Annotated in this window: 10 protein-coding genes; 1 reads left to right on the top strand and 9 read right to left on the bottom strand. The window is 76.4% G+C overall.

All coding sequences use genetic code 11. The features are described 5' to 3' along the window. Nucleotides 1-147 precede the first annotated feature (147 nt). The 8 genes from ACIF8T_RS26575 to ACIF8T_RS26540 form a co-directional block, all read right to left on the bottom strand. Complete coding sequence (locus ACIF8T_RS26575) at nucleotides 148-1,428, bottom strand: glycosyltransferase (RefSeq protein WP_400038615.1); 1,281 nt, start codon at nucleotides 1,426-1,428, stop codon at nucleotides 148-150. Continuing rightward, nucleotides 1,425-2,390: a glycosyltransferase gene (locus ACIF8T_RS26570; RefSeq protein ID WP_400038614.1), complete on the bottom strand. Its 966-nt coding sequence runs from the start codon at nucleotides 2,388-2,390 to the stop codon at nucleotides 1,425-1,427. The genes ACIF8T_RS26575 and ACIF8T_RS26570 overlap by 4 nt, the downstream gene beginning before the upstream one ends. Then, nucleotides 2,387-3,472, bottom strand: coding sequence for a glycosyltransferase family 9 protein (locus tag ACIF8T_RS26565; RefSeq protein ID WP_400038613.1), 1,086 nt, complete (start codon nucleotides 3,470-3,472; stop codon nucleotides 2,387-2,389). Before ACIF8T_RS26565 ends, ACIF8T_RS26570 begins: the two co-directional genes overlap by 4 nt. Nucleotides 3,473-4,004: 532 nt before the next feature. After that, complete coding sequence (locus ACIF8T_RS26560) at nucleotides 4,005-5,048, bottom strand: glycosyltransferase family 2 protein (RefSeq protein WP_400038781.1); 1,044 nt, start codon at nucleotides 5,046-5,048, stop codon at nucleotides 4,005-4,007. Nucleotides 5,049-5,071: 23 nt separating this feature from the next. Next, nucleotides 5,072-6,733 (bottom strand): carbamoyltransferase, encoded by a 1,662-nt coding sequence (locus ACIF8T_RS26555; RefSeq protein WP_400038612.1) that lies wholly within the window; start codon nucleotides 6,731-6,733, stop codon nucleotides 5,072-5,074. Nucleotides 6,734-6,831: 98 nt separating this feature from the next. Beyond that, nucleotides 6,832-7,794: an NAD-dependent epimerase/dehydratase family protein gene (locus ACIF8T_RS26550; RefSeq protein ID WP_400038611.1), complete on the bottom strand. Its 963-nt coding sequence runs from the start codon at nucleotides 7,792-7,794 to the stop codon at nucleotides 6,832-6,834. Nucleotides 7,795-8,172: 378 nt separating this feature from the next. Beyond that, the gene (locus ACIF8T_RS26545; RefSeq protein WP_400038610.1) at nucleotides 8,173-8,688 is read right to left on the bottom strand and encodes a hypothetical protein; all 516 of its coding nucleotides are present in this window, start codon (nucleotides 8,686-8,688) and stop codon (nucleotides 8,173-8,175) included. A 118-nt stretch (nucleotides 8,689-8,806) separates the two neighbouring features. After that, nucleotides 8,807-9,130, bottom strand: a complete 324-nt coding sequence (locus tag ACIF8T_RS26540) for a hypothetical protein (protein ID WP_400038609.1) — start codon at nucleotides 9,128-9,130, stop codon at nucleotides 8,807-8,809. 286 nt (nucleotides 9,131-9,416) lie between these two features. Here ACIF8T_RS26540 and ACIF8T_RS26535 point away from each other — a divergent pair, with 286 nt between their 5' ends. Then, nucleotides 9,417-10,286 carry a fructosamine kinase family protein gene (locus ACIF8T_RS26535; RefSeq protein ID WP_400038608.1) on the top strand — a complete coding sequence of 290 codons (870 nt, stop codon included), beginning with the start codon at nucleotides 9,417-9,419 and terminating at the stop codon, nucleotides 10,284-10,286. Between the two features lie 3 nt (nucleotides 10,287-10,289). On the opposite strand, the gene ACIF8T_RS26530 is transcribed toward ACIF8T_RS26535, so the two are convergent. Continuing rightward, complete coding sequence (locus ACIF8T_RS26530) at nucleotides 10,290-11,948, bottom strand: catalase (RefSeq protein WP_400038607.1); 1,659 nt, start codon at nucleotides 11,946-11,948, stop codon at nucleotides 10,290-10,292. Nucleotides 11,949-12,006: the final 58 nt, after the last annotated feature.

The raw sequence follows: 12,006 nt of genomic DNA, 5'->3' as shown, positions 1-12,006 counted from the left end.
CGTCGGTCCGGGGTCGGCGACGTCGGCGGGTGTCGGCGGGTGGGCGAGGAAGGGAGGCAGAGGGACTGGGGGCAGGAGGGCCGGGAGGCGGAGGGACAGGGCGCGGGGACAGGGGGCAGCGGGCGGAGGGACAGGGGAGGCGGGGTGTCAGCCGGCTCCCGTCGCGGCGGTCTCGGCGGCGTCCAGGACCTCGCAGTACGCCGTCTCGGTGGCCGCGGCGACCTGACCCCAGCCGTACCGGCTGAGCACCCGGCGGCGGCCGGCCACGCCGCACGCCTCCCGGGCCGCCGGGTCAGCGAGCAGCCCGGCGACGGCGCGGGCCAGGGCCTCGGGGTCGCGGGGCGGCACGAGCCGTCCGGTGCCCGGGTCGGCGACGGTGTCGAGCTGCCCGCCGACCGCGCTGGCCACCACGGGCACCCCGCAGGCCATCGCCTCCAGCGGCACGATGCCGAAGGGCTCGTAGTCGGCGGGGCACACCACCACGTCGGCGGAGCGCAGCAGCGGCGGCACCCGGTCGCTGGGCACGCCGCCGGTGAAGCGGACGCGGTCGGCGACCCCGGCGTCCCGGGCGACGCCGCGCAGCCGCCGCACCTCCGGGTCGTCGTCGAGCCGGTGCGCCGGGGGGCCGCCGACCACGAGCAGCTCGGTGTCGGGCAGCCGGGCGAGCGCGGCGACGGCCACCGCCGCGCCCTTGCGCGGCACGAGCCGGCCCAGGTGCACGATGCGGTGGCGGTGGGGTCCGCGCGGCGCGGCCCGGCCCCGGGGGGTGAACAGCTCGGCGTCGACGCCGCACGGCACGATGACGGCCTTGTGGGCGGAGATGCCCATGCGGGCCAGTTCGACGACCTCGTCGCGGCAGGTGGCGACGATCCGGTCGCAGCCCAGACCCACCTCGATCTCGCAGGGGATCCGCTCGCCGGGGCTGGTGTCGGCGAGCCGCTGGTGGCGGCGCTTGACCGTGCCGAGCGCGTGATACGTGTGCAGCAGGGGCAGGCCGCGTTCGCGGGCCGCGCGCAGGGAGGCCAGGCCCGACATCCAGAAGTGCGAGTGGACGACGTCCGGCGGCCGCCTGCGCCACGTCCGGGCCAGGTAGTGGCCGAACTCGTCCATGTGGGGCAGGAGTTCGTCCTTGGGCAGCGGCTCGGGCGGCCCGGCGGGCACGTGGTGCACCTCGACGCCGTCGCGCAGCGGCACCCGGTCGGGCAGGTCGGCCGCGTCCCGGCGGGTGTAGACGGTGACGCGGTGGCCGCGGTCGGCGAGCGCGGCCGCGAGGGAGGCGACGTGCACGTTCTGCCCGCCGGCGTCGACTCCGCCGAGCGCGGCGAGCGGGGAGGCGTGCTCCGAGACCAGCGCGACGGACAGCACGCCCGGGCCGAGGGGGTCGCCGCCGAGCGGGCCGGTGGGCAGGGGGCTGAGGGACGGGGTCATGAGCACACCTCCGTGAACAGGCGCTCCCAGTCGGCCAGGAAGCGCTTGAGCCCGTACCGTTCGAGGGCCGCCTGCCGGGCGCGCGTCCCGTCCTCGGCCGCGGCCTCGGGTTCGTGGAGGTAGCGGCGGGCGGCACGGGCCAGGACGTCGGGACGGGTGGAGAGGACGCCCGCGCCGGGCGGTACGGCCTCGACGGCCTCGGTGGTGGCGAGCGCCAGGACGGGCAGGCCCAGGTGCATGGCCTCCAGCAGGGACAGGCCCAGCGACGTCCAGCGCACCGGGTGCAGGTACATCCGGCGTTCGGCCAGGGCCGCGTGCAGTTCGGCCTGCGGCAGGTCGGCGGTGCGGCAGCGGTCCGGCGGCAGCGCGAGGTGCCCGGCCAGGCCCTCGGTGCCCATGCCGAACACGTCCAGCGGCACCGCCTCGGCCAGGGCGGGCAGCAGGTCCGTACCGGTGTACCGGCCGCGCCGCACGGGTTCGTTGACGACGACGGCGGCGCGGGCCAGCCGGCCGGTGAAGCGGTGCCCCGGGTCGACGATGCCGTGCTCGATCACCTCGGTGCGGGTGGTGCCGCAGTCCCAGAACAGCCGGTTGAAGTGCGTGACGTGCACGACGGTCAGGTCGGGCCGGTCCGCGCAGGGGTGCCGGGTGTCCGGCACGTCGCCGTCCGGGGCGTTGTGCTCCAGGTAGACGGCGGGCACGTCCCGGCCGGGGCGGCGGCCGCCGAGCCAGCGTCCGGCCAGCTCCAGCTCGTGCGGCCGCTGGAGCACGACCAGGTCGAACGGCGTGCCGGCCAGTTCCTCCGGTCCGGCCTCCCGGACCGAGGCGGGCCAGGAGAAGGTACGGGCCCGTCCCAGGCCGTCCGGCCCCCGGTCGGGGGTGACCGGAACGACGTAGGTGTGCGGGCCCTGGACGAACGCCGTCGTCCAGGAGCCGTGCACGTGCCACAGCAGGATGTTCATACGGCCGCTCCTCGCTCCGTCTGCTCCCCCCGGTCCCTTGCGTCCCCCTCGGTGCCGCCCTCCGCGAGCGCGGCCACGGCGGCGAGCACCTCGGCGTCGCCGATGCCGTCGAGGCAGGGGTGGCCCGGCACGGGGCAGTGCCGGGCCCTGGTGTGCGCGCAGGCCGCGCCCTGGTCGCCGAGCAGGACGTGCGGCACGCCGTACGGGGCCCACCGCTCGGCCGGGACGACCGGCGCGAACACGCTGACGACGGGCGTGCCGACCGCGGCGGCCAGGTGGGCGGGGCCGGTGTTGCCGGCCACCACCGCGCGGGCCCGGGCCAGGACGCCCGCCAGGTGCCGCAGGTCGGTGGCGCCGCCGAGGTCCAGGCCGTGCCGTCCGGCGACCCGCGCGGTCAGTTCCCGTTCCGCGCGGCCGCCGGTGACCACGACCCGGTACCCCTCGGCGGACAGCGCGGCCACCGCCCGCGCCGCGCGCCCCGCGCTCCACGCCCGCGCGGGCACGGCGGCGCCGGGGTGGACCACGACGTACGGTTCGGGCCCGGTGAGGTGCGTGGTGACGGGCGGGGGCGTGACGCGCAGCCGGCCGTCGTCGCCGGGCGGCAGCGCGAACCCGGCGGCCCGCGCCAGGTCCAGCGCGGCCAGCACCTCGTGGCGGTGCGGCCGCCGGTGGTGGCGCAGGTCGAGCAGGGCGCCGGGGTAGTCCTCGCTGTCGGCGGCGGTCCAGCCGACACCGGCGAGCTTGAGCAGCAGGGCGGCGGGCAGCGGGCTCTGGTGGTACGACACCAGCACCAGGGCCCGGTCGTAGCGGCCGGCCGTCAGCGTCTCGGTCAGCCGCCGGGTGGCCTCCCGCGTCACCCGCGCGGGCTCCAGCCCCACCCAGGGCGCCTCGTAGGTCAGCACGGCGTCCACGCCGGGCAGCAGGCGGCCGGCCGCCGCGCCCTGCGGGCCGCACAGCAGCGCGGTGTGCGAGGACCCGGCGGCCACGGCCCGGACGGCGGGCCCGGCCAGCAGCACGTCGCCCGCGCTGTCCAGCCGGACGACGAGCGTACGGGGCAGACGCCCGCGGCGGACCCGGATCATCGCGGCCTCCCCGCGGCCCGGCCCACCGCACGCGCCGCCCCCAGCACGCGGGCGACGACGACCACCCACGCGCACGAGCCGACACCACCGGAACGCGGCAGCGGACCACACGGGCCCGGGCTACCGGAGCACGGCAACGGACCACGCGAACCCGGCCTACCGGAGCACGGCAGCGGACCACGCGAACCCAAGCCACCAGGACGCGGCAGCAAACCACGCGAGCCCGCGCTACCGGAGCACGGCAACGGACCACGCGAACCGGCGCCACCAGGACGCGGCGGCGGACCATACGAGCCCAAGCCACCGGAACGCGGCAGCAGACCACACAAGCCCAAGCCACCGGAACGCGGCAGCGGGCCGCGCGAGCTCACGCCGCCGGCGGGCGGTCGCGCGGCGCGCGCCTCGCCGGCCGGCACGGCCGCGTGATCCGCCGGACGCACGGCCCCCGCACCCGCCGGATCCGCGGGCACGCCCGTGAACCCGGCGGGCGGCCGGGGGCCGTGCGCCGGGGTGCGCGGGGCGGTGGGGCGTTTCATGAGCGCAGCCGTTCCCTGGCCGCCTGGCGCGGCGCCGGGGACGGTTCCCCGGCCTCGTAGGGGACGTGCGGCGGTACCGCACGGTGCGCGATCCGCCCGCGCAGCCAGTGCCAGCACGCGGCGGGCGGCACGAGGACGCTGGTGAGCGCCATGGTGACGATCTCGTCGCGGGTGCGGGGCCCGGGCAGGACACGGGCCAGGGCGAACTCGGCGGTGCCGGCCAGCCAGGCCGTGGCGCAGGCCGCGGCGGCGCGGGGCCTGCGGAGCGCCGCGCAGCCCAGGGCCGCCACCCCGGCGCCCGTCACCGCGAGGTGGGTCCGCAGGCGTCCGCGGGGCGCGCCGGCGCGGTCCCACCAGTCGCGGCCGTGCAGCCGGGTCATCAGGACGTCGTCGGCGTTGCCGGCCTGGAGCCGGACGGAGATCCAGCGTCCGGCGGGCCGCACGGGGTGGGCGGTGGCGCGCCGGCCCTCGGTCAGCGTCCAGCCGGCGTCGAGCAGCCGCAGCGCCAGGTCGGCGTCCTCGCGGAAGGCCCGCCGGAACCGTTCGTCGAAGCCGCCGACGGCCTCCAGGGCCTCGCGGCGCACGGCCATGTCGGCGGTGATCCAGCGGGCGGTGGCGAGCCCGGCGGTGTTGCGTTCCCAGTCGGTGGGCGGCCGGTCCGCGGGCAGGGGCACCTCGATCCGGGCGGTGAGGCCGGCGGTCCAGGCGGCCGCCCCGGCGATGTCGAGGGCGAGGTCGTCGGCCCAGGTCGGCCCGGGGACGACGTCGTCGTCGAGGAAGACGATCCAGGGCACGTCCCCGGCCGCCCGCCACCCGGTGTTCCGGGCGGCCGCGGGCCCGCGGGCCCCGCCGTGCACGACCATGGTCCGCGCGCGCAGCGCCGGCGGCACGTGGGCCGCGAGCGTCCCGGCCGGGTCGGGCCGGTCGTCGACGAGCACGACCCGTTCGGGGCCCGGGCCGCTCGCCTCGGCCAGGGCGCGCAGGCAGGTGGCGAGGCCGGGCCGGCCGAGCGTGGGGACGACGACGGCGTAGCCGGTCATGCCGTCGGCCTCCGGCGCGGGCGTCACAGGCCACCGCCCTCGTGGGAGCGGAAGAACGCGCCGCGCCGGACCGCGTACGGGCCGATCGCGAGCAGGTCGACGGGCGAGGAGCCGAAGCACTCCAGGGCGTCGCGCGGGTCGTCCACCATGGGCCGGCCGGCGGTGTTGAGGCTGGTGTTGACGACGACGGGCACCCCGGTGAGCCGCTCGAACTCGCTCAGCATGCGGGCCACGAGGGGTTCGCGCGCCGGGTCGACGGTCTGGATGCGGGCGGTGCCGTCGACGTGCACGACCGCGGGGATGCGCTCCCGCCAGGCCGGCGCCACGTCGTGCACGAACAGCATGTACGGGCTGGGGATCGGCCCGTCGAAGATCTCGGCGGCGCGGTCGGCGAGCACCATGGGCGCGACGGGCCGGAACTGCTCGCGGCCCTTGACGTCGTTGAGCCGTTCCAGGTTGCCGGCGTGCCCGGGGTGGGCGAGCAGCGAGCGGTGGCCGAGCGCCCGGGGCCCGTACTCGGAGCGGCCCTGGAACCAGGCGACGATCCCGTTGTCGGCGAGGGCGCGGGCCACGGTCGCGGCGATGTCCGGCGGCCGTTCGAACGGCACGGCGGCCGTCTTCAGCCAGGCGCCCAGTTCCGCGTCGGACCAGTCGCGGCCGAGGTCGGCGCCGGTCATGGGCTCGGGTTCGTCGCCCGCGCCGGCGGACAGCAGCAGCGCGCCGCCCAGCGCCGTGCCGGCGTCACCGGCGGCGGGCTGCACCCACACCCGGTCGAAGGGGCCCTCCCGGGCGATGCGGGAGTTGGCGACGCAGTTCAGGGCGACGCCCCCGGCGAGGGTGAGCACCCGGTCGCGGGTCCGGCCGTGCAGCCAGCGCGCCAGGTCGAGCAGGGTCTCCTCCAGGACGGCCTGCGCGCTGGCCGCGACGTCGGCGTGGTCCTGCGTCCACGGCTCCTCCGGGCCGCGCGGCGCGCACAGGTCGTGCCAGGGCACGCCGCCGGCGTGGAAGCCGCCGTCGCCGGTCGGGTACACGTGGCGGCGCAGTTCGGCGAGCATCCGGGGGCGGCCGTGGGAGGCGAGCGCCATCACCTTGAACTCGTCCGAGGAGCGCAGGAACCCGAGGTGCCCGGTGAGCTCCTCGTAGACCAGTCCGAGCGAGTGCGGCAGGTCCTGGGCGTACAGCGGTTCCAGCCGGTCGCCCACGCGGCGGGCCGCGAGGTGGGAGGCGCGCTCCCCGCGGCCGTCGAGGACCAGGACGGAGGAGTCGGCGGCGTCGGGGGCGGCGAAGGCGCCGGACGCGGCGTGGGCCATGTGGTGCGGCACGAAGCGGACGATGCCGGGGTCCAGCCCGGGCAGGGCCGTCTTCAGGAAGCCGGGGGCCTCCCGGGCGTAGGTGAGCCGCAGGTGGTCCCAGGGGTCGTCCAGGCCCATGTCCTGCGCCGGCCGGGCCAGGTCGGGGTCGAAGCTGTAGGCGACCGCGTCGAGGTCCTGCGGGCGCAGGCCGGCGCGCTTCAGGCACCAGGCCGCGGCCTTCTCGGGCAGTTCCCAGGCGGAGAACGGCACCGGCCGCTTGCCGTGCTTGCGTCGGGAGAAACGTTCCTCCTCCGCGGCGGCGACGATCCGCCCGTCGACCACCAGGGCGGCGGCGGGATCGTGGAAGAGGGCGTTGATTCCGAGGATGCGCATGGGGTGGCAGGCCTTTCGGGGATCGGGACGGGCCCGGTGCTGCGGTGCGCGGGGTCCGGCGGGCCGGGGCGAAGCGGCCGGGGCTCAGCGGTCGGGGCTCAGCGGTCGGTCTGCTCGCGGAACCAGCCGATCGTGCGGCGCAGCCCGTCCTCGACGCGCACCCTGGGCTCCCAGCCGAGCTTGTCGCGCGCCAGCGTGATGTCGGGGCAGCGCACGGCCGGGTCGTCCACGGGGCGCTCGACGAAGCGGATCTCCGAGTCGGATTCGGCCAGCTCGATGACGAGCCGCGCCAGGTCCAGCATGGTGATCTCGGCCGGGTTGCCGATGTTGACCGGGCCGCGCATGCCCTGGGCGGCCGCCGCGAGGACGCCGCCGACCGTGTCGTCGACGTAGCACAGCGAGCGGGTCTGGCGGCCGTCGCCGGTCACGGTGAGCGGCTCCCCGGCGAGCGCCTGGCGGACGAACGTCGGCACGGCCCGGCCGTCGTGGCCGCGCATCCCCGGGCCGTAGGTGTTGAACAGCCGCACGATGCAGGTGTCGGTGCCGTGCGCCTCGGCGTGGGCGGTGGTCAGCGCCTCGCCGAAGCGCTTGGCCTCGTCGTACACGCTGCGCGGCCCCACGGGGTTGACGTTGCCCCAGTACCGCTCGTCCTGCGGGTGCTGCTGGGGGTCGCCGTACACCTCGGAGGTCGAGGCCAGCACGAAGCGGGCGCCCGAGGCGTGGGCGAGTTCCAGGGCGTGGCGGGTGCCGAGGCTGCCCGTCTCCATGGTGTGCAGCGGGAGCCGCAGGTAGTCCGCGGGGGACGCCGGGGAGGCGAAGTGCAGCACGAGGTCGGGCGGCCGCTTGATCGGCAGGCCCTCGGTCACGTTGGCCTGCACCAGGGTGAAGCCCGGCCGTTCCAGCAGCGCCGTGATGTTCTCGGGCCGGCCGGTGCTGAAGTCGTCCACGCAGGTGACGGCCGCGCCCGCGTCCAGCAGGGCCCCGCACAGGTGGGAGCCGACGAAGCCCGCGCCGCCGGTGACGACGGCGTGCTCCCAGTTCCGGGTGAAGGCGGTGGTCATCTCGGTCTCTCCTCGCTCGGCGGCGTCGGGCCCGGCACGACGGTTCCGCCTCGGGCTGCCGAGGGTGGCCGGAGGCCGTCGAGCCCACGCTCAGCCTCCGCCGAACGCGGGACCGCGGCACGGTCGCCTACGGCGAACGGGTGAAACACGCAGCGTGACGGAGGGAGGGTGGAGGCCGTCGGCGCAGGTCACGGGGGAAGTGCGCCCGGGGCGGGTGTCCAGGGGGTGCCGGGGCCGGGAGCGGTGCGGGACCGGTCCGAGGTCACCGGTCCGCCGGGTCACGGGAGCGCCCGGTCGCGGCGGCACCGGGGCACCGGGTTGCCGGGACACCGGTCAACGGTCACCTGTCACCGGTCCCCGGCCCGGCTCGGCCCGGGCTCAGGCGATGAGGGAGTGTCCCGGCCTGAGGAGGTCGAGGAGCTGGGCGTGGTGCAGTGCGGCCACGGGGGCGAGCAGGTCCGGGTGGCGCAGCAGCGCCGCGGCCCGGCGGTCGCCGGCGTCGGGCGCGAGCAGCCGCCGGAACGGGGCGGGCTCCCCGGTCCCGCCGACGGCCGTCACCGCCAGGGCGGCCAGGCCGGGGTCGGTGAGCAGGCAGGCCGCCCAGCTCGCCACGACCTCGTCGACCCAGGTGCGCCAGGGGTCGGTGCCGGGGTCGCCGGAAACGGCCGCGTCGGCGCCGGTGATCCAGTCGAGCCGGCCGGAGCCGCCCGGGCCCGCCACCCCGAGCAGGGCGGCGTCCATCGCCGTCGGGTACCTCAGCCAGGCCGCCACGGTGGCGGCCTGGCGCGCCTGGACCTCGCACAGGGCGGCGGCGAGCGCCCCGCCGGAGGCGGGGTAGGCGTGGGTCAGCCATTGCGCGGTCGCCGCGATGACCGGGGAGAGATCTGCGTGCACTGCCGGGCCGTCCGTGCTGCTGGTGAGGTCGGGGTCTGCACACGGTAGCCGCCGCCCGGCGGATGCGGACGTGAGCCGGACCTCCTCGGGGACGTGGCCTCGGCCACATCCCGCCGGCTCACCAGAACCGGTCGGTGAGCACCGGCTGGTGGGCGGCCTCGACGGTGTCCCGCAGGCGCAGGGCGACGCTGATGGTGGCGCGCAGCGCCGAGGAGCGTACGGTCTGGGCGGTCTCCGTGGCCAGGACCAGCAGGCAGGCGGCGGCCTGCTCGACCATCGGGAGGGGGAGCGCGTAGTCGTGGTCGGCGGCCGCGCGGAACGCCTTCAGGACGATCGCGGCGCCGTCGATGGTCCGCTGCGCGGCCTGCTCCAGGTGGTGCACGGCCTCCTCGCAGAGGGGGGCGGGCAGGACGATGGTGCGCTGGAACGCTGAACTCGTCATGCCCCGACTGGTCCCCGCCACCGGCCCGCCCGATCGGCGGGGGCCGGATATTTCACCGTCCCGCGTGACCGTTTCATGGCGAATGTCGCGGAACGACGCGCACCTTCGGACGGCGTCCGCCGCTCGCCGGGGGCGCCGGAGCGTCCGGTACGGGAACCGGTGGACGCGCCGGGCGGCCGCTGCCGGGACCGTACGCTGGGGCCGTGCGCCTGTGGTGGATCACCGGGAACGGGAATCGGGACGACACGGCCGCGCCGGACCGGCGCCCGGGCCGGGAGGTCCGGCGGTGAGCGGCGGGCGGGGCGAGGGGCCGGGGGCCGCCGCGGCCCGGCTCACCGGGCGGGCGGTGACCGGCGAGCGTCCGCTGTCGGGCGCCCTGACCGAGGTCACCCTCGACGACGGCCGGGTGGTGGTGGTCAAGCGCGGCGAGGACCCCGGGGCGGCCCGGGCCGAGGCGGCGGGGCTGCGCTGGCTGGCCGGGGCGGGCACGGTCCGGATCCCGGCCGTGCACGGCCTGGACGACGACTGGCTGGTCACCGAGCGGGTCCCGCGGGGACGGCCGACCCGGGAGGCGGCGGTGCGGTTCGGCGCGGACCTGGCCGCGCTGCACGCGGCGGGCGCCCCCGCGTTCGGCGCGCCCCCGCCGGGCGGCCCCGCGGACGCGTACATCGGCCGTGCCCCGATGCGCAACGCCCCCGGCGCCGACTGGCCGGGCTGGTACGCCGAGCACCGGGTGCTGCCGTACCTGCGGCGCGCGGTCGACCGGGGCACGCTGCGGCCCGCCGAGGCGTCCGTCGTCGAGCGGCTCTGCGAGCGGCTGCCGGAGCTGGCGGGTCCCGCCGAGCCGCCGGCCCGGCTGCACGGCGACCTGTGGAACGGCAACGTGCTGTGGGCCGCCGACGGTCACGTCCGGCTGATCGACCCGGCCGCGCACGGCGGGCACCGGGAGACCGACCTGGCGATGCTGCGCCTGTTCGGCTGCCCGCACGGGGACGAGGTCCTGGAGGGCTACCGGCAGGCGGCGCCGCTCGCCGACGGCTGGCGGGCACGCGTCGGCGTGCACCAGCTGTTCCCGCTGCTGGTGCACGCCGTGCTGTTCGGCCGGGGCTACGCCGAGCAGGCGCTGGCCGCGGCCCGTGCCGCCCTGGCCCGCTGAGGGTCAGCGGGTCACCACGTGCCGCTCGTCGGGCACGCAGTGGGTCATGGTCAGGCCCTCGACGTCCCGCGGCGGGTTCTTGCCGAGGTTGGCCAGCCGCTTGCGGTCCTCGTCGGTGAGGTCCTGGCTGGCCAGCGGTTCGAGGTCGGCGACGTCGTCCGGGCTGATGCCGAGGCCGTCGCCGACCCGGAGGCCCAGGTCGTTCTCGACCAGCAGGAAGTGCCACACCATGCGCTCCTGGACGGGCCGGTCGCACTGGGACAGCAGGTCGACGAAGTTCTTGACCAGGTCGTCGCGCTCCCAGTCCTCCATGAGGAGGTAGCGCTGGCCGGCCTGCAGGTAGTCGTTGGTCCGGGGGATGCGCTTGCGGGTGAGCCGGCCGCGGATCTCCGGGCCCTGCTCGTCGTGGGTCGGGTACTCGGCCTCGCGCAGCCCGCCGAGGATGGACGGCTCGTAGTTCACGGTCGGGTTCTCGCCGCCGCGGTCCACGAAGTACGCCATCTGGCCGCCGCGCTGGTTGGTGCGCACCTCGGCGTTCTTCGCCTGGTTGACCGGCAGCTGGAGGTAGTTCGGGCCGACCCGGTAGCGCTGGGTGTCGCTGTAGGAGAAGGTCCGGCCGACCAGCATCTTGTCGTCGGAGAAGTCCAGGCCGTCGACGAGCACGCCGGTGCCGAACGAGATCTGCTCGTTCTCGGCGAAGAAGTCCTCCGGCATGCGGTCGAGCACCATCCGGCCCACCGGCTTGGGCGGGAACTCCTGCTCCGGCCAGGTCTTGGTGTCGTCCAGCGGGTCGAAGTCCAGTTCGGGGTGCTCGTGGTCGTCCATCATCTGGACGAGGAGCTCCCACTCGGGGTAGTCACCGCGGGCGACCGCCTCGTACAGGTCCTTGGTGGCGTGGCCGAGGGAGCCGGCCTGCACGTTGGCGGCGTCCTCCTCGGTCATGGAGCGGACGCCCTGCTTGGGCATCCAGTGGTACTTGACCAGCTTGGTCTCGCCCTCGGCGTTGACCCACTTGTAGGTGTTGACACCGAAGCCCTGCATGTGGCGGTAGTCCGCCGGGATGCCGCGCGGGCTGAACAGGTTGACCAGCATGTGCATGGACTCGGGGGTCTGCGACATGAAGTCGAAGATGCGGCGCGGCTGCTGCTCGAAGGTGACCGGGTCGGGCTTGAGGGCGTGGATCACGTCGGGGAACTTGATCGCGTCCCGGATGAAGAAGACGCCCAGGTTGTTGCCGACGAGGTCCCAGTTGCCGTCCTCGGTGTAGAACTTCACGGCGAAGCCGCGCGGGTCGCGGGCGGCCTCGGAGGAGTCGCGTCCGCCGATGACGGTGGAGAAGCGGACGGCCAGGTCGGTCTTCTTGCCGCGCTCCTGGAACAGCTTGGCGCGGGTGTAGCGGCTGATCGGCTCGTCGCCCCAGGCGCCGTAGGCCTCGAAGAAGCCGTAGGCGGTGACGCCGCGGGCGTGCACGACACGCTCGGGGATGCGCTCCCGGTCGAAGTGGCTGATCTTCTCGAGGAACTGGTAGTTCTCCAGCGTGGCGGGGCCGCGGGCGCCGACCGTGCGCTGGTTCTGGTTGTCGTAGACCGGGTGGCCCTGGCGGTTGGTGAGCACCTTGCGGTCGTCGCCCGGCGCGGGACCGGTGCCGGATACGTCCGTCATGTTCGTGGGCTCCTTGAGCTCATGACCGGTGGCGGGCCCGGGCACAGCCCCGGGAAGC

Origin of the sequence: Streptomyces sp. NPDC085946, from assembly GCF_044540485.1 — a bacterium.
Lineage (GTDB): Bacteria > Actinomycetota > Actinomycetes > Streptomycetales > Streptomycetaceae > Streptomyces.
Note: the sequence above shows the minus strand (reverse complement) of the source record. Positions and strands in the feature narration are given on the sequence as shown.